At 71.7% G+C, this 16,854-nt stretch carries 14 protein-coding genes and 2 pseudogenes; 5 read left to right on the forward strand and 11 right to left on the reverse strand.

Translation table 11 applies throughout. The annotated features are described in order from the left end of the window. Window positions 1–17: 17 nt before the first annotated feature. Both J1M38_RS03755 and hutU read right to left on the reverse strand, forming a co-directional pair. Window positions 18–1,394 (reverse strand): YjiH family protein, encoded by a 1,377-nt coding sequence (locus tag J1M38_RS03755; protein ID WP_082836645.1) that lies wholly within the window; start codon window positions 1,392–1,394, stop codon window positions 18–20. 117 nt (window positions 1,395–1,511) lie between these two features. After that, window positions 1,512–3,209 (reverse strand): urocanate hydratase, encoded by a 1,698-nt coding sequence (gene hutU, locus J1M38_RS03760; RefSeq protein ID WP_148408375.1) that lies wholly within the window; start codon window positions 3,207–3,209, stop codon window positions 1,512–1,514. Between the two features lie 150 nt (window positions 3,210–3,359). On the opposite strand from hutU, the gene J1M38_RS03765 reads away from it, so the two are divergent. Beyond that, window positions 3,360–4,073 (forward strand): IclR family transcriptional regulator, encoded by a 714-nt coding sequence (locus J1M38_RS03765; RefSeq protein WP_041104426.1) that lies wholly within the window; start codon window positions 3,360–3,362, stop codon window positions 4,071–4,073. Between the two features lie 114 nt (window positions 4,074–4,187). Here the strand turns inward: J1M38_RS03765 and J1M38_RS03770 are convergent, their stop codons facing one another. Together J1M38_RS03770 and J1M38_RS03775 are read right to left on the reverse strand one after the other, a co-directional pair. Continuing rightward, a complete protein-coding gene (locus tag J1M38_RS03770; protein WP_036315779.1) occupies window positions 4,188–4,727 on the reverse strand; it encodes a hypothetical protein in 540 nt (179 codons plus the stop codon). A 137-nt stretch (window positions 4,728–4,864) separates the two neighbouring features. Further along, a complete protein-coding gene (locus tag J1M38_RS03775; RefSeq protein WP_036315777.1) occupies window positions 4,865–5,650 on the reverse strand; it encodes a carbon-nitrogen hydrolase family protein in 786 nt (261 codons plus the stop codon). 170 nt (window positions 5,651–5,820) lie between these two features. On the opposite strand from J1M38_RS03775, the gene J1M38_RS03780 reads away from it, so the two are divergent. Continuing rightward, a complete protein-coding gene (locus J1M38_RS03780; protein ID WP_206481427.1) occupies window positions 5,821–8,040 on the forward strand; it encodes a catalase in 2,220 nt (739 codons plus the stop codon). Between the two features lie 127 nt (window positions 8,041–8,167). On the opposite strand, the gene J1M38_RS03785 is transcribed toward J1M38_RS03780, so the two are convergent. Continuing rightward, window positions 8,168–9,457, reverse strand: coding sequence for an adenylosuccinate synthase (locus tag J1M38_RS03785; protein ID WP_069941931.1), 1,290 nt, complete (start codon window positions 9,455–9,457; stop codon window positions 8,168–8,170). 136 nt (window positions 9,458–9,593) lie between these two features. Between J1M38_RS03785 and J1M38_RS03790 the strand changes: the two genes are divergently transcribed. After that, a complete protein-coding gene (locus tag J1M38_RS03790; RefSeq protein WP_206481426.1) occupies window positions 9,594–10,145 on the forward strand; it encodes a hypothetical protein in 552 nt (183 codons plus the stop codon). Window positions 10,146–10,177: 32 nt separating this feature from the next. On the opposite strand, the gene bioB is transcribed toward J1M38_RS03790, so the two are convergent. From bioB to J1M38_RS03810, 4 genes and pseudogenes are all read right to left on the reverse strand, one after another. Next, window positions 10,178–11,308, reverse strand: coding sequence for a biotin synthase BioB (gene bioB / locus J1M38_RS03795; RefSeq protein WP_342356203.1), 1,131 nt, complete (start codon window positions 11,306–11,308; stop codon window positions 10,178–10,180). 147 nt (window positions 11,309–11,455) lie between these two features. Beyond that, entirely contained in the window at window positions 11,456–11,818 is a 363-nt protein-coding gene (locus tag J1M38_RS03800) for a hypothetical protein (RefSeq protein WP_241246464.1), read from the reverse strand. A gap of 140 nt (window positions 11,819–11,958) precedes the next feature. Continuing rightward, complete coding sequence (locus tag J1M38_RS03805; protein ID WP_205805016.1) at window positions 11,959–12,552, reverse strand: GNAT family N-acetyltransferase; 594 nt, start codon at window positions 12,550–12,552, stop codon at window positions 11,959–11,961. A 63-nt stretch (window positions 12,553–12,615) separates the two neighbouring features. Continuing rightward, window positions 12,616–12,821: pseudogene (locus J1M38_RS03810) on the reverse strand (transposase); the annotation flags it as partial. Window positions 12,822–12,921: 100 nt separating this feature from the next. Here J1M38_RS03810 and J1M38_RS03815 point away from each other — a divergent pair. Next, a pseudogene (locus J1M38_RS03815) lies at window positions 12,922–14,148 on the forward strand (short-chain fatty acid transporter); the annotation flags it as partial. 178 nt (window positions 14,149–14,326) lie between these two features. On the opposite strand, the gene J1M38_RS03820 reads toward J1M38_RS03815, so the two are convergent. Next, entirely contained in the window at window positions 14,327–14,968 is a 642-nt protein-coding gene (locus J1M38_RS03820) for a thymidine kinase (RefSeq protein ID WP_063189666.1), read from the reverse strand. Between the two features lie 8 nt (window positions 14,969–14,976). Then, entirely contained in the window at window positions 14,977–15,420 is a 444-nt protein-coding gene (locus J1M38_RS03825; RefSeq protein ID WP_012750707.1) for a DUF3151 domain-containing protein, read from the reverse strand. A gap of 174 nt (window positions 15,421–15,594) precedes the next feature. On the opposite strand from J1M38_RS03825, the gene J1M38_RS03830 reads away from it, so the two are divergent. Beyond that, window positions 15,595–16,809, forward strand: coding sequence for a hypothetical protein (locus J1M38_RS03830; RefSeq protein ID WP_036341081.1), 1,215 nt, complete (start codon window positions 15,595–15,597; stop codon window positions 16,807–16,809). Window positions 16,810–16,854 lie beyond the last annotated feature (45 nt).

Here is a 16,854-nt window from a genome sequence, read left to right on the forward strand (position 1 = left end):
GGCCGGTGGGGCGGGCCTCAGGTGAGCGCGGCCACCAGGTGGGCCAGCGGCGTGGCCAGCACGATGGTGAGCGCCACGCGCTCGACCCAGATCACCAGGAGGTGCCACATCTTCACGGGGATGTCCGTGGCCAGGATGGCAGGAACCACCGCGGAGAAGAAGATGATCGCGGAGACGCAGACGACGCCGATCACGAACCGGGCGACGAGGTCCTCGTGACCGGCCGCCATCGTGGCCGGGATGAACATCTCGGCGATCGAGGTGGCGGAGGCCGAGGCCAGCAGGCCGGGGTCGGAGTAGCCGAGCGCCCAGAACAGCGGGTAGAAGATCACGCCGATCCACTCGAACACGGGCGTGTACGTGGCCAGGACCAGGGCGATCAGGCCCACGGACATGATGGACGGCAGGATCTGGAGCACCATCACGAGTCCATCCCGGAAGTTGACCCAGATGTTCTTCGGCAGGGACGGGGCCTCGGCGAGGGTCTGCTCGGCGGCGCGACGGGCCACGCGGAAGCGGTCCCGGGTGACGGCCTGCTCGGGCGAGTGGGTGACGCCCGGGTAGCACTCGTCCGGGATGCGGCTCAGCGGCGGGATGCGCACCGTGATGGCGGTGACCGCGAACGTCACCGCGAGGGTGCCGAAGAAGTACCAGAGCCAGATGTCCATCAGGCCCAGCGTCTTGGCCACGATCACCATGAAGGTCGCGGACACCGTGGAGAACCCGACGGCGATGATCGCCGCCTCACGGGCCGTGTAGCGGCCCCCGGTGTACATGCGGTTCGTCAGCAGCAGGCCCAGGGCGTAGGAGCCCACGAAGGAGGCCACGGCGTCGACGGCGGCGCGGCCGGGCACGCGCCAGATCGGCCGCATGGCCGGGCGCAGGTAGACGCCCACGAACTCCATGAGGCCGTAGCCGATCACGAGGGCCAGGAAGACGCCGCCGATGGGCACGATCAGGCCCACGGGCACCACGAGCTTGTCCATCAGGAACGGACCGATGCTCTTGTCCAGGATCCAGCTCGGGCCCACGCCGAACACGACCATCGCCGAGGCGACCAGGCCGAGCACGGCGAGGAACGCGAACACCGCCCGCGTGGTGCTGGTCCGCCAGCGACCCGAGGCGAACGGGTACACGGCGCCTGCGGCGATGATGGCCAGGCCCACCCAGCGGTCGGCCGGGCCGAGCAGCCCGCGCACCCAGGTCACCAGGTGGTCCAGCGGGATGGAGCTCGCCCCGTTGATCGTGATGGGCACGAAGAACATGACGATGCCGATCGCCGAGTAGACGATCATGCGCCAGCGCGCCGGCGGGCGGGGCGCGTCGGCCTCGATCGCGGCCATCGCGGTGGTGTCGGTGTGCAGCTCGTGGTCTGCGGGGCGGGACGAGTCCATCGTGGTGTCCTTTCGATCGCGAGCCGGACGAGCGGATGCCCGTCCGGCTCGCGGCGGTGAAGTCGTCGGACGGCGACGGCGCGGCGGCACCGTCGTCGTCCGACGACGTGACCGGGGTCAGTCCCGGATCGTGGCCTCCATGGGCACACGGACGCCGCGCTCCTTCGCCACCTCGGCGGCGCGGGAGTAGCCGGCGTCGACGTGGCGGATGACGCCCATGCCCGGGTCGTTGGTGAGCAGCGCCTCGAGCTTGGCCGCGGCCAGCTCGGTGCCGTCGGCCACGCCCACCTGGCCGGCGTGGATGGACCGGCCGATGCCGACGCCGCCGCCGTGGTGGATCGACACCCAGGTGGCACCCGAGGAGGTAGCGGTCAGCGCGTTCAGCAGCGGCCAGTCGGCGATCGCGTCGGAGCCGTCCAGCATGGACTCGGTCTCGCGGTACGGGGAGGCCACGGAGCCCGAGTCGAGGTGGTCGCGGCCGATCACGATCGGCGCCTTGACCTTGCCCTCGGCCACGAGCTGGTTGAAGAGCAGGCCGGCCTTGTGGCGCTCGCCGTAGCCCAGCCAGCAGATGCGGGCCGGCAGGCCCTCGAACTCCACGAACTCGGCGGCGCCGTCGAGCCAGCGGTGCAGGTGCTCGTTCTCGGGGAACAGCTCCTTCAGGGCCTCGTCGGTCACGCGGATGTCCTCCGGGTCGCCGGAGAGCGCGGCCCAGCGGAAGGGGCCGAGGCCCTCGCAGAACAGCGGGCGGATGTAGGCCGGGACGAAGCCCGGGAACTCGAACGCGCGGGAGTAGCCGGCCTTGCGGGCCTCGTCGCGGATGGAGTTGCCGTAGTCGAACACCTCGGCGCCGATGTCCTGGAAGCCGACCATGGCCTCGACCTGGCGGGCCATGGACTCCTGGGCCTTCTTGGTGAAGGTGTCCGGGTCGGCCTCGGCCTCGGCGTGCCAGTCCTTCTCGTCGATCTCGATCGGCAGGTAGGACAGCGGGTCGTGCGCGGAGGTCTGGTCGGTGACGATGTCGATCTCGACGGTGCCGGCCTTCTGGCGCTCGAGCAGCTCGGGGAACACCTCGGCGGCGTTGCCCACGAGGCCCACGGAGACGGCCTCGCCGTCGCGCTTGGCCTGCATGACGCGCTCGACGGCCTTGTCGATGTCCGTCTCCACCTCGTCCAGGTAGCGCTTGCCCATGCGGCGGCGCAGGCGGTCCTCCGAGACGTCCACGATCAGGCAGACGCCCCCGTTGAGGGTGACGGCCAGGGGCTGGGCGCCGCCCATGCCGCCGCAGCCGCCGGTGAGGGTGAGGGTGCCCTTGAGGGAGCCGTCGTAGCGCTTGCGGCCGATCGCGGCGAAGGTCTCGTAGGTGCCCTGCAGGATGCCCTGGGTGGCGATGTAGATCCAGGAGCCGGCGGTCATCTGGCCGTACATCATGAGGCCCTCGGCCTCGAGCTTGCGGAACTCCGGCCACGTGGCCCAGTCGCCCACCAGGTTGGAGTTGGCGATCAGCACGCGCGGGGCCCACTTGTTGGTGCGGAACACGCCCACCGGCTTGCCGGACTGCACCAGGAGGGTCTCGTCCTCCTCGAGGTCCTTGAGGGTGGCGACGATGGCGTCGTAGGCCTCCCAGGAGCGGGCCGCGCGGCCGGTGCCGCCGTAGACGACGAGGTCCTCGGGACGCTCGGCGACCTCGGGGTCCAGGTTGTTCATGAGCATCCGCAGCGGGGCCTCGGTCTGCCAGGACTTGGCGGAGAGCTCGGTGCCGCGCGGGGCGCGGATGGTGCGGGACGGGTCGTGCTGGGTGAAGCCCTCGGCCATGGCAGTTCCTCTCGACGGGGTGCGTGCGCCGCCGGGACGGGTAGCCCCGGTGATTTCACGGCTCGGCATGCACTTTCCGAACATTGAAACAGTGACTCGGCTCACGCGCAAGCCCGATCCGCGTGTCCCGCACCCGTTACGCTCCCTCTCATGACCACCACCCCCACCGCCTCGACGCGCACCGTGGACCGGGCCCTGGACCTGCTCGCCGCCGTCACCGAGCAGCCCCGGCTGAGCCTGACCGAGGCCGCCCGCGCCACGGAGCTGCCGGCGTCCACGGCGCTGCGCCTGCTGCGCAGCCTCGAGGGATCCGGCTTCGTGGCCCGCGACGACGACGGCGCCTACCGCCCCGGCGTGCGCCTCATCCAGCTCGGGGCGCGGGCCTTCTCCCGAGACTCGCTCGTGCAGCTGGCCCGCGGGCCGATGGACCACGTCGTGGCCGCCACGGGCGAATCCGTCTACCTCTCGGTGACGACCCCTCCGGACTCCGCCGTCTACCTGGCGATCGTGGAGGGCACGCACTCCGTCCGCCACACGAACTGGGTCGGACGCACCGTCCCCCTGGCGGGCACGGCCGTGGGCGACGCCCTGCGCGGCAGCGTGGCCGCGGGGGACTACACGCTGCGCACCCGTTCCGTGGAGAAGGACGTCACCTCGCTGTCCGCCCCCATCAGCGTGGCGGGCACGGTGGTCGGTGCGCTCAGCACGCTCGTGCCGGCCTACCGCTGCACGGACGAGCTGGCGGACCGGTGCGGGGCGGCCCTCGTCGCCGCCACCGGCGAGCTCGCGCACCTGCTCGGGGCGGCCGACACTCCCAGGGAACGCCCAGCCGACTCCCCTGGAAAGCCCAAGGCGAGTTCGTAGGCTGAAGCCACCTCATCGAAGGTGCGAGTGATGACGGAGAAGGCCCCGGGCCCGGCGAGAGCCGGAACCGGGGCCTTTCTCTGCGGCCGGCGCCCGAGGCGCCGGTTGCGGGGATCAGCGGCGGGAGGAGACGACGCCCGCCCAGAGGCCGCCGAGCAGGCCCGCCACCGGCAGCATCCAGAACAGGTGCAGGCCCGCCCCGTAGAGGACGGTGTTGGAGAACACCGCGAACAGGCCCACGGCACCGAGGAAGCCGCCGACCACGCCACCGACCACGTAGCGCACGACGGAGCGGGCAGCCCCGCCCATCAGCAGCACGACCAGGTAGCCGGCCGCGCCCGCCAGGGCGCCGCCCACCAGGCCGAACATGAACGACTGCACCAGCACGACCCAGCCGTGGCCGGTCTCGCCCAGCGCCACGGAGCCGTTCGGATCACCCAGGTCGCCGGTGAGCACGCGCACGACGTTGCCGATGATCACGACGAGCACCGAGACGAGGATGACGCGGTTGGTGAAGCCCCAGCCCTCCACCGGGCCCAGCGGCTCGAGCACCTCCTCCTCCACCACGGCGTGGCGCACGGGGCGGGCCGGGGCGGTGTGGGCGTTCGCGGCGTGGGGCTGGACGGCGTGGCTGCCGTCGGCGTTGATGGTCATCTCTGATCTCCCGTCCCGCCCCGGGCGGGGCGCGTTCCGAGCGCCGGGGCGCCCGTCTGGTTGCACGTCTGACGTGATTTTAGGCTTTTCCCAGCCCGAGGGGGTAATGGTGACCCGTCCGCCGGGCGGGGGGCGGCTCAGAGGACGTCGGTGCGGCGGTTGGCGAGCGAGGGGAGGAACTCCCGGACCTCGTCGATCCGCTCGCGGGTGACCTCCGCGGTCACCACGGCCTCCCGCTCGTCGGCGAGCTCGGCGACGGGCAGCGCCAGCGGGTCCACGATCATCGAGTGGCCCACGGTGCCGTCCGAGCACGTGTCGGCCGCGGCCACCCACACCGTGTTCTCCACCGCGCGGGCCTTGAGCAGGGTGCGCCAGTGGTCCACCTTGTGCTCGCCGGAGAACCACGCCGCGGGGATCACGAGCACGTCCGCGCCCTCCACCGCCAGACGCCGGGACAGCTCGGGGAAGCGCAGGTCGTAGCAGGTGAGCAGGCCCAGGCGGAGCCCGCCGAGCTCGATCGCCGCGACGCCGCCGTCGCCGGGGGTGATCCGGTCCGACTCGCGGTGCGCGAACGCGTCGTAGAGGTGGAGCTTGCGGTACGCGCCCAGCCGGGCGCCGTCCGCGCCCACCGCCAGCAGCGTGTTGTAGGGACGCCGGTCCGGTCCCGGCTCGTAGCCGCCCGCGACGACGGCGATCCCGTGCTCACGCGCCAGCGCCGCCAGGCCCGCGGCGAACGGCTCCCAGGCCGCGGCGACGGCGTCGGGGAACTCCTCCCCCACCTCGCGGGCCCCGAGCATGGCCTCCTCGGGCAGCACCAGGAGGTCCGCCCCCTCGCCCGCGGCGCGGGCGGCGAGGCGGGCCATCACGGCCAGGTTCTCCTCGACGTCGCCCACGGGCCCGAACTGTCCGACGCTGATCCTCATGCCCCCAGGGTAGCCAGGCCCCTGCCGGTGGCCGTCAGCCCTGGTCAGCGCTGGGGCCAGCCGCCACGCTGGGGACCGGGCACGACGTCGGCCCGCATCGGCCGCCGTCGTCCTCCGCCCCCGATCCGCGCGGCACCGCGCGGCACGTCGACACCACAGGAGCAGACGCGATGACCACCCAGCAGCCCGACATCCCCGGCACGCCGGGGCCGATCACCCCCGACCTCGAGGAGCACACCGCCCTCACCCACCCGGACCAGCCCGTGGCCGTCCCGGCCCCGGACCAGCGCGGTCCGGCACAGGTCTCCCCCACCGGCCAGGACACCGGCGCCGACCCCGCGACCGCCGCGCAGGGCTGCCCGTACCTGACCACCGCGCACGGTGTGCGCCTGCAGGACTCGGACCACTCGCTCAAGGCCGGCCGCCGCGGCCCCACCCTGCTGCAGGACCACCACCTGCGGGAGAAGCTCAGCCACTTCGACCACGAGCGCATCCCCGAGCGCGTGGTCCACGCCCGCGGCGCCGGCGCCCACGGCGTGTTCCGCGGCTACGGCACCGCCGCGAAGATCAGCCGGGCCGGACTCTTCGCCAAGGACAAGGAGACGGAGGTGTTCGTCCGCTTCTCCACCGTGGCCGGCTCCCGCGGCTCCATGGACCTGGCCCGCGACACCCGCGGCTTCGCCACCAAGTTCTACACGGACGAGGGCACGTGGGACCTGGTGGGCAACAACATCCCCGTGTTCTTCGTGCAGGACGCCATCAAGTTCCCGGACGTGGTGCACTCGGTGAAGCCGCACCCGGACCGCGAGATCCCGCAGGCGCAGTCCGCGCACGACACGTTCTGGGACTTCGTGTCCCTGCACACCGAGGCCCAGCACCACACCCTGTGGAACATGTCCGACCGCGGCATCCCGCGCTCCTACCGCATGATGGAGGGCTTCGGCGTCCACACCTACCGCCTGATCGCGGCGGACGGCTCCACCGTGCTGGTCAAGTTCCACTGGAAGCCGATGCTCGGCGTGCACTCCGTGACCTGGGAGGAGGCGCTGCTCACCAACGGCATGGACCCGGACTTCCACCGGCGTGACCTCGCCGACGCGATCGAGGCCGGCGCCTTCCCCGAGTGGGAGCTCGGCGTGCAGGTGTTCGAGGACAACGAGGAGCAGATGTTCGAGGGCATCGACCTGCTCGACCCCACGAAGCTGGTCCCGGAGGAGCTCGCCCCCGTGCAGCCCCTCGGCCGCATGACGCTGAACGCCAACCCGTCCAACTACTTCGCGGAGACGGAGCAGGTGGCCTTCAACCCGGCCAACCTCGTGCCCGGCATCGACGTCACCAACGACCCGCTCCTGCAGGGCCGCCTCTTCTCCTACCTGGACACGCAGCTCACCCGCCTCGGCGGGCCGAACTGGAACCAGCTGCCGATCAACCGCCCGCACGCCCCGGTCAACGACATGCTGCGTGACGGCTTCCACCAGAGCGCCGTGCATCGCGGCGTGGCGCCGTACCGGCCCAACTCGCTCGACGGCGGCCTGCCGTACGAGACCCCCGCGGACGACCACGCGTTCATCGAGCACCCGGAGCCGCTGCCGGCCTCGGTGAAGGAGCGCGCGCACGCCGCGTCCTTCGACGACCACTTCTCGCAGGCGCGCCTGTTCTTCCTCTCCCTCTCCGAGGTGGAGCGCGAGCACGTGGCGCAGGCGTACACGTTCGAGCTGGGCAAGTGCTACGAGCAGACCATCCGAGAGCGCCAGCTGGCCCACCTCGCCGCGATCGACACGCGACTGGCCCAGCAGGTCGCGGACGGCCTGGGCATCCCCGTCCCCGCGCCGACCGAGACCCCGGCCGACGTGCAGCCCTCCCCCGTGCTGTCCCAGATCGGCGGGGCGTGGCCGCTCGACGGCCGTCAGGTCGGCGTCGTGGTGGGCGAGTCCGTGGACGAGAAGGAGCTGGACGCCCTCGTGCAGGGCATCCACGGTGCGGGCATGGTCCCGCTGGTCATCGCACCGAAGGGCGGCCCCGTGGCCGGGGAGATCGTGGCCCAGCGGACCTACCTGACCGCCGCGTCCATCGAGCTGGATGCCGTGGTCGTGGCCTCGCCGGCGGCCCCCGCCGCAGACGCCGTCCCCGGCCTGGATGAGAAGGCCGGCGCCGCCGCCTCCGAGGCGGTGGACCCGCGCGTCGTCAAGGTGCTGCAGGAGATGTGGCGCCACTCCAAGGCGATCCTCGCCCTCGAGCCGGCGGAGGCCGTCCTCGCGGCCGCCCAGGTGTCCGGCAAGGGCGTCGAGTCCGCGGCGGACGGCGCGGCCGCCGTGGCGGCGCTGAAGCAGCTCCTGCCCGCGCACCGCGTGTGGGACCGCTTCCCGACGACGGGCCGCCTGGCCGACTGACCGGCGGACCCCCGGGCGCTTTCGAACGTGAGATAGGGCCTATCTCACGTTCGAAAGCGCCCATTCGCCCTCTTTCACGTTCGAAAGTGCAGGCGAGGGCGGGCCCGGGGCGGGGCGGCGGGCCGGGTCAGTCCTCGATGAGGTCGCGGACCTGGACCACCTGGTCGCGGCCCGGGCCCACGCCGATCGCGGAGATCCGGCACCCGGAGAGCTTCTCGAGGGCCTCCACGTAGCGCTGGGCGTTCAGCGGCAGGTCGGTGAACGCGCGGGCACCGGAGATGTCCTCGGTCCACCCGTCGAAGTGCTCGTACACCGGCTTCGCGTGATGGAACTCGGTCTGGGTCATGGGCATGCGGTCGTGGCGCACGCCGTCCACCTCGTAGGCCACGCACACCGGGATCTTCTCGATGCCGGTGAGCACGTCCAGCTTGGTGAGGAAGTAGTCCGTGAAGCCGTTGATCCGCGCGGCGTAGTGGGCCATGACGGCGTCGTACCAGCCGGTGCGCCGCGGGCGGCCGGTGTTCACGCCGAACTCGCCGCCGGTGGTGCGCAGCTGCTCGCCCATCTCGTCGAAGAGCTCCGTGGGGAACGGGCCGGCGCCGACGCGCGTGGTGTAGGCCTTCACGATGCCGATGGTCCGGGAGAAGCGGGTGGGGCCGATGCCCGCGCCCACGGCCGCGCCGCCGGCGGTCGGGTTGGACGAGGTCACGAACGGGTAGGTGCCGTGGTCCACGTCCAGGTAGGTGGCCTGGCCGCCCTCCATGAGCACCACCTTGCCCTCGTCCAGGGCGTCGTTGAGCAGGTTCACGGAGTCCACGACCATGGGGCGCAGGCGGTCCGCGTAGCCCAGGAAGTACTCGGCGATCTCGTCCACGGTGACGGCGCGGCGGTTGTAGAGCTTCACCAGCAGCTCGTTCTTCTGCCGCAGGGCGCCCTCGATCTTCTGGCGCAGGATCGACTCGTCGAAGATGTCCTGCACGCGGATGCCCAGGCGGGCCACCTTGTCCATGTAGGTGGGGCCGATGCCGCGGCCGGTGGTGCCGATCGCGCGCTTGCCCAGGAACCGCTCGGTCACCTTGTCCATGGTCTGGTGGTACGGCGCCACGAGGTGGGCGTTGGCGGAGATCTTCAGGTGCTCGCACGAGTGGCCGCGGGACTCGAGCCCGTCGATCTCCTCGAACAGCGCCTCCAGGTTCACCACCACGCCGTTGCCGATCACCGGCACCGCGTTGGGCGAGAGGATGCCGGCGGGCAGCAGCTTGAGCTCGAACTTCTCCCCGTTGACGACGACGGTGTGCCCGGCGTTGTTGCCGCCGTTCGGCTTGACGACGTAGTCCACTCGCCCGCCCAGCAGGTCGGTGGCCTTGCCCTTGCCCTCGTCGCCCCACTGGGCTCCGACGATCGCGATCGCTGGCATCTGCATCTCTCCTCAGGGCCGCGGGTCGTCCCGGACCGGCCCGTACATGGAAAACGCCCCCTTGCGGTGCGCACGGAGGCCGTACCCCCGAATCCTACCAGCGTGACGGATGCCACCCTCTGGCTACGCTGGCGCCATGAGCACCGCAGCGCCCGGCACCCAGCACTCGGAGTTCGCCTCCCCGACCCCCACCCGCAAGGGCCCGAGCGTGGGCACGTGGCGCCCCTGGGCCGTGCTGCCGTGGGCGCTGGCCCTCCTCGCCCTGCCCCTGATCGCGCTCGCCCTGCGCTCCAACTTCGGCGCGAACGGCTGGATGACGGTCATCTACATGGTCTTCGGCGCCCTGCCCCACGAACTCGTCCTCATGGTCCTGGTGGGAAGCCTGTTCCTCCTGCCCCGCGTGAACCCGCAGGATGAGCAGCGGGGCGGCATCCGGCTGGGGCGCCTGCTGCACACGCTGCTGGGCGTCTCCTGGGGGTCCTTCGCGCTGGCCGCGATCATCTTCCCCGACGGCGGCGACCACCCGGACTCCGGCGCCACGACCCCGGTGCTCATGGACCTGCTCGGCACGAGCACCGCGATGGACGTCGGCATCGTGGGCGGCCTCGCCCTCGTGGCCGTCAGTGCGCTCACCGGTCTCGCGGTGATCGTGGTGTGCGTGGTGCGGCGGATCCGCGCCGTTCGCTGAGCACGCTCCCGACGACGGCGGTCAGCGCGGGTTCAGGCGTTGGCGGGCTCGGCCGTGCCCGCGCCCCGGCGGCGCAGCTCGGGCTTCACGGTGCCCTCGGCGCCCGTGTCGGGGCAGGCGTCCTCCGCAGCTCCGGCCGCACCGGAGCCGCACGGGCCGGCGTCGTCCGTGCCGCCGCAGCAGCCGCCGGCCGAGGCGCCGTCGTCGGCCGCGGCCTGCTGCGCACGCTCCTCGGCGCCGAGCACGGTGAAGCCGGCGTCGGCGATCATCTGCAGGTCCGCCTCGGCGTCCTGGCCCTCGGAGGTGAGGTAGTCGCCGAGGAAGATCGAGTTGGCCACCTGCAGGCCGACCGGCTGCAGGGAGCGCAGGTGCATCTCGCGGCCGCCGGCGATGCGCAGCTCCTTGTCCGGGCACGCCAGGCGGACCATGGCGAGGATCCGGAGACACTCGAGGGGCGTGAGCTGCTGGTGGCCCTGCAGCGGGGTGCCGTCGAAGGGCATGAGGAAGTTGACGGGGATGGAGTCGGAGTCCAGGTCGCGGAGCGCGAGGACGGCCTCGACGAGCTGCTCGTGCGTCTCCCCCATGCCCGCGATCAGGCCACTGCAGGAGGACAGGCCGGCGGCGCCGGCCCGCTGCACGGTGTCCACGCGCTGCTCGTAGGTGTGGGAGGTGCAGATGGACTCGTAGTGGGACTCGGCCGTGTTGAGGTTGTGGTTGTAGGCGTCGACGCCGGCGTCCTTGAGCTTCTCGGCCTGGCCGTCCTTGAGGAAGCCGAGACACGCGCACACCTCGACGTCCGGGTGCTGGGCCTTGAGGTCGCCGACCATGCCGGCCACGCGGTCGACGTCGCGGTCCGTGGGGCCGGTGCCCGAGGCGACCATGCACACGCGCGAGGCGCCGCCGGCGATGCCCAGACCCGCCTGGCGGACGGCCTCCTCCGGCTTGAGCCACGTGTAGCGCAGGATCTCGGCCTCGGTGCCGAGCCGCTGGGAGCAGTAGGTGCAGTTCTCCGGGCAGAGGCCGGTCTTGAGGCTGACCAGGTAGTTGACCTTGACGGTGCGGCCGAAGTGCTTCTCGCGCAGGCGCGAGGCCGCCGCGACGATGCGGAACGTGTCCGCGTCCGGGGCGTCCAGCACAGCGACGGCCTCCTCAGCGGTAAGCACGCTGTCTCTTATAAACATCTAAAAAAAAAAAGGCGGAAAAACGAAGAAGACGGCATACGAGCTTATTACGTGTCTCGTGGGCTCGGAGATGTGTATAAGGGACAGTCATTGAACAGTGTTCAGGAGCGGGGGGCCATGACCCCGACGTCAGCGCCCGTGCCGGTCCAGAGGGACCGGCTCGGGCCGAGGCTGCTCCTCGAACGTCGTCGTCGCCGCGAGGATGCCGTGGGCGGCGGCAGCGAGCACCGCGCCGAGCAGACCGGCCACGACCGCCCGGACGCCGGCGTCGTCGATCGCGTTCAGCACCAGCCCCGGAATGACCGCGGCCCCCATCAGCAGCATCACCCACGCGGTGGAGCCGGCTCCGGCGTCAAACACGTTGCGGCGAGCCTGCTCCGCCTCGACCCGGTGATGCACCCCTCGCAAGGCGAGCATCGCCCCGAGGGCCGTGACGGCCACCAGCGTCAAACCCCACCCCAGTCCCAGATCCTGCCGCAGCCCCGCGAACACACCAGCCGAACCCACCAGGGGAGGTGCCACACCGATGCGCCACCGCCACTCACGCTCATTCCCCACCCGGCTCACAGCCCCCTGCTGGCACACGGCCCTCGGCGGTGGAGCGGCAGATCATGCGGTCGTGGCCGCCGGGATCACTCCTGCGTAAGGGGCGAATGGAACTCCGAGGCGAGCATCGCGTAGGTGGCGCCATCCACCCAGCCGGGCGTGAGATGCAGAGACTCCTCCTTGAACGTGCCCTCGTGACGCATCCCCACCTTCTCCATGATGCGCAGACTCGGAGCGTTGTCCGCGAAGGCATGAGCCTCCACGCGTCGCACACCCAGATCGTCGAACGCGAAGCCCAGCAGGGCTCGCGCAAGCTCGGTGCCATAGCCCTGCCCGGCCTGGCGCGGATCGATCGTCCAGCCGAGCTCGGCCTGGGCGTCCCGGGCTTCCTCCTGCGGGCCGTCCTGACTCCACGCGTCCTGCACCGCGACCTTCCCGACACCGACGATGACGTCTCCGGCCCGCACGGTGAGGCGGTCCCCCGCCCCGAGGTAGGACTCGCGCAGCGCGTTCTCACTCTCCGGGCGGCCGGAGGTCCACGACCACACCTGCTCGAGACGGCAGAAGCTCCACACGGCGGGCGCATCGAGACCCCGGAACGGAGTGAGGGTCAGCCGGCGGGCTCGCAGCGGGAAGCAGACGCCTCGACTCGCGGCGAGCTCCAGGAGAGGGGTGGCCATGACAGACAGGGTACGAACAAGAGTCCTCGAGTCAGCCCCCGGACAGACCAGTGCCCACACCCTGCGTCGATGCCAGGTCCACGCGGTCTGCCAGGGCCCGTTGACCTCGGGCAGATCCCGCCACGGAGTCCCGCACCTGCACCGGCAGATGATCGCTTCGACCATCGTGTGGACATTCGAGAAGGGTCGACCCTGCCGGCCCGTGCGGTCTGGAGCAGCGGGGCGATCAGCTCCGATCGGGCATCGGAGACGACGTGCAACCGGGACATGGCTCCCCGGATCTCAGCGGGTCCCTGGAGCCATTCTCAGACACGCCCTAGGCCATCTCCAGCGCCGAGGCCCGCCTCACAACAGAGGAGGTCCTCGCTGCTCACTCCGGCCGGGCCGGCCGACGTCGTCGTGGGCTGGGGTGACGGCCTGTCCGGACTGCTGGCGTTCATCACGCAGATGGCGCTCGTGCTCATGCTCGGCCACATCCTGGCGAACACCGGCCCGGTGCGCCGTCTGCTCGCCAGGCTCGCCAGCATTCCCCGCACGCCCCTGGCCGCCTACATCTTCGTGTTCGTGGTGGCGGCGGCGGCCTCCCTCATCACGTGGGGCCTGGGCCTGGTGGTCGGTGCGCTGCTGGCCAAGGAGGTCGCGGCGCAGGCCCGTGAGCGCGGGCTGGTCCTGCACTTCCCGATGCTGGTGGCCGCCGGGTTCTCCGGGTTCGTGGTGTGGCACATGGGGTACTCGGGCTCCGGCCCGCTGACGGCCGCCACCCCCGGTTCGTTCCTCACGGAGAGCCTGGACGGCCGGACGGTCCCGGTCTCGGAGACCACCTTCTCCTGGTGGAACATCACCGCCGCCGTGGTGACCGTGCTCGTCGTGGCCCTGGCCCTGTTCCTCGTCGCCCCGCGCGCCGGGGACCGGATCGTGGAGCTGGAGATCGACGCGCGGGACCAGGACGCCGTGCCCGCACCGGAGATCGAGACGCCGGCGGACCGCCTCGACGCCTCCCGTGTCCCCACGCTCCTCGTGGGCGCCATGCTCGTGGTCTATCTGGTGATGCACTTCGTCGGCGGCGGCACCCTCACCCTGGACATCGTCAACTGGTCCTTCCTCGCGCTGATCCTGCTGCTGGTGCGCAGCCCGCACGAGCTGATCGGCCTCACCCAGTCGGCCGCGTCCAACGTGGGCGAGATCCTGCTGCAGTTCCCCCTCTACGCGGGCATCCTCGGCATGATGACGACCACCGGCCTGGTGGCGGTGCTCTCGGACGCCTTCGTGGCGATCTCGAACCCGGTGACGTTCGGCCTGCTGGCATTTCTGGCCGCGGGCCTCGTGAACTTCTTCGTCCCCTCCGGCGGCGGACAGTTCGCCGTGCAGGGCCCGATCATGCTCCAGGCCGGCGACGCGCTCGGCGTGGACCCGGCCATCACCATCATGGCCGTCTCCTACGGCGACCAGTGGACCAACATGATCCAACCGTTCTGGGCAATCCCCCTTCTGGCGATCGCCGGGCTGAAGATGCGCGACATCCTGGGGTACACCACGGTCGTGCTGCTCGCGTCGGGGCTCGTCTTCGGCGGCACGCTCCTGCTCGTCTCGCTCTGACCCGATCGGCCGATGCCGGACGTGGCAGGACAGACGAAGGGCCCCGGGATCACCGGGGCCCTTCGCCTGTCATCACTCGCACCTTCATCACTCGCACCTCGATGAAGTGGTTCCACCGTACGAACCGAGCATGGGCGCAGCCGTCACGCAGCCTGGCAGTTGCCTGGCAATGGCCGCCTCAGCCCAGGGCACCGCCGGACTCCGCCAGGTAGCACGTGCCGCACAGGGACTCGTAGGTCACCTGGACACCGTCGATCGCCACCTGGTCCCCCTCGAACACGAAGTGCTCGGCGCCCGTGGCCGGGTCAACGACCTTGCGCGTGTTGAACACCGCCTTCCGGCCGCACCGGCAGATGGTCTTCAGCTCCTCGAGGGAGTGCGCCAGCTCCAGCAGCCGCGCGGAGCCCGGGAAGGAGCGGGTGCGGAAGTCGGTGCGCAGTCCGTAGGCGATCACGGGGACGCCGTCGAGCACGGCGATGCGCAGCAGGTCGTCCACCTGCGCCGGCTCGAGGAACTGTGCCTCGTCCACGAGCAGACACGCCATGGGCGGGGCCTCCACGTGCCCCACGAGGGCGTCCGGGTCGTCACCGGTGGCGTGCCGGCGGAACAGCTCCCGCACGTCCGCGCCCGCCGGGACGAGGAAGTCCACGGCGCGGGTCACACCGAGGCGGGAGACGACGTCGCCCTCCCCCTTCACGTCCACCTCCGGCTTGGCCAGCAGCACCCGCTGGCCGCGCTCCTCGTAGTTGAAGGCGGCCTGCAGCAGGCCCGTGGACTTGCCGGAGTTCATGGCCCCGTAGCGGAAGTAGAGCTTGGCCACGGCTCCGCTCAGCCCTGGGCGCGGCCCTGGCCGGCCTCGATCTGCTCTGCGGCCGTGGGGTCCGAGTCCCGCAGGAAGGTGCGGATGCGCTCGACCTCCTCGGACTCCCCGATCCCGGCGGCCGCGCGGCCCAGCGCGTACAGGGCGCGCAGGAAGCCGCGGTTGGGCTCGTGGGCGTACGGCACCGGGCCGGCGCCGCGCCACCCCGCCCGGCGCAGCGCGTCCAGACCCCGGTGGTAGCCGACGCGGGCGTACGCATAGGAGTCCACGGTCCGGCCCTCGGCCCACGCGTCCTCCGCCATGAGCGCCCACACCAGGGAGGACTCGGGCGCCACCGGCACGATGTCCTCGGGCAGGTCACCTGCCTCGAGCCGGGCCAGCACCTCCGGCTCCTCCGGCAGGCGCGTGGCCGGCGGCTCCATCAGGTTCTTGCCGATCAGGGACTCGGACATGGGATGCCTCTTCTCCTCGCGGACGATGCGGTCGCGGCCGAGTCTATCGACGGCGCCGGACGCCGGACGGATCGCCGTCCCCGCGTCCAGGACGGTCCGGTACCGTAGGCGCAGCGTCCGTCCGCAGCCCCACGCTCCCGGGGCCGGGCCGCCGATGCCGTCGAAGGAGCCTCCATGACCCACCCCGCGCCCGCCCGCCGCCGTGCCCCGCTGGCCGTCGGCGTCGCCGCCCTCGCCCTCGCCCTGGCCGGCTGCGGCTCGGCCGGCCAGTCCGGTGAGCCCGCCTCGTCGACCGCCGCGGCACCCAGCGGATCGGCGGCCTCGGCCGCAGCCGGCTCGGCCACGGAGAGCCCCACCGACCCCGCGTCCGCCGCGGCGTCCCGCGTCCGTGAGGCCCTCGCGTCGGAGTCCGCCGAGGGCACCCCGCGCGCCGAGCCGCGTCAGGCGTTCGAGACCGTCGGCCCGGGCATCAAGGACGGCGCCGCCACCGAGGCCTGGAAGAACACGGCGGCGGTCCGCAACGACACCGTCTCCGTGATGGACTGCACGCGCGACGTCCTGGACCAGCGCACCCTGGACGCCGTCGCCACGCACATCCCGGACAGCTCGAACATCGAGATCGTGCAGCTGTTCGCCTCGCAGGACGAGACCCACGAGTTCCTCACCTGCGTCTACAACGGCTACTTCGAGTACAGCCCCGGCATGCCCCTGGCGCAGGTCCACTACCAGCACAACCTCGACGGCTCCCGCCTGGAGTGGTGCCAGGAGGAGCCCGCCGCCGTGGCGGACGAGTACACGTTCGACCCGAAGACCGGCAAGGGGCTGCTCGCCCTGCTGCGCCCCGGCATGGTCGGCGGCCAGGACGGCGCCCCCCTGCTGCCCCAGCGCACCGCGTGGGCCTGCTCCGAGGACGGCAGCGAGATGGTCTCCGTGACCATGGGCTCGATGGAGGGCTTCGGTGACGCCAACGGCGGCCTCACCCAGGTGAAGAACTCGCCGGTCGCGCAGAGCACCACCCTCGTCACCGAGACCCGCGACCACCTCGCGGACACCGTGCTGAAGGACGCCGGGGACTTCCAGGAGGTCATCAAGCTCAGCTCGCCGTTCTTCCTGAACGCGCAGATGGACGAGGAGACCCTGGCCCAGGCCCGGGAGATCCCCACCGGCCGCGTGCCCGACGAGCTGCTGAACAACCAGTCCACGATCGACCGCCCCGAGGGCGCCCCCGGCCCCGTGGCCCCCGGCCAGCCGCCGCGGCCGTTCCAGGGCGCCGCGCGGGAGGCCGCCGAATCCCAGCGGGCCGCGGAGGCGTCCGCCTCGGCGTCGGCCAGCCCGTCACCGACGAAGTCGGCCTCGGCCTCGCCGTCCCCCTCCACGTCCGGGGACTGACACCCGGCACGACGACGGCCGGTCACCTCGTGAGGTGACCGGCCG

This window comes from Micrococcus sp. KRD070, assembly GCF_017168435.1.
Classification (GTDB): Bacteria; Actinomycetota; Actinomycetes; order Actinomycetales; family Micrococcaceae; genus Micrococcus; species Micrococcus luteus.

Excerpts from the sequence above, each read along its gene's own strand:
- J1M38_RS03775 (WP_036315777.1), bottom strand. The coding sequence starts at position 5,650 with ATGAGGATCAGCGTCGGACAGTTCGGGCCCGTGGGCGACGTCGAGGAG.
- J1M38_RS03805 (WP_205805016.1), bottom strand. The coding sequence starts at position 12,552 with ATGGCCACCCCTCTCCTGGAGCTCGCCGCGAGTCGAGGCGTCTGCTTC.
- J1M38_RS03780 (WP_206481427.1), top strand. The coding sequence starts at position 5,821 with ATGACCACCCAGCAGCCCGACATCCCCGGCACGCCGGGGCCGATCACC.
- hutU (WP_148408375.1), bottom strand. The coding sequence starts at position 3,209 with ATGGCCGAGGGCTTCACCCAGCACGACCCGTCCCGCACCATCCGCGCC.
- J1M38_RS03830 (WP_036341081.1), top strand. The coding sequence starts at position 15,595 with ATGACCCACCCCGCGCCCGCCCGCCGCCGTGCCCCGCTGGCCGTCGGC.
- J1M38_RS03825 (WP_012750707.1), bottom strand. The coding sequence starts at position 15,420 with ATGTCCGAGTCCCTGATCGGCAAGAACCTGATGGAGCCGCCGGCCACG.
- J1M38_RS03785 (WP_069941931.1), bottom strand. The coding sequence starts at position 9,457 with ATGCCAGCGATCGCGATCGTCGGAGCCCAGTGGGGCGACGAGGGCAAG.
- J1M38_RS03770 (WP_036315779.1), bottom strand. The coding sequence starts at position 4,727 with ATGACCATCAACGCCGACGGCAGCCACGCCGTCCAGCCCCACGCCGCG.
- J1M38_RS03765 (WP_041104426.1), top strand. The coding sequence starts at position 3,360 with ATGACCACCACCCCCACCGCCTCGACGCGCACCGTGGACCGGGCCCTG.
- J1M38_RS03790 (WP_206481426.1), top strand. The coding sequence starts at position 9,594 with ATGAGCACCGCAGCGCCCGGCACCCAGCACTCGGAGTTCGCCTCCCCG.
- J1M38_RS03755 (WP_082836645.1), bottom strand. The coding sequence starts at position 1,394 with ATGGACTCGTCCCGCCCCGCAGACCACGAGCTGCACACCGACACCACC.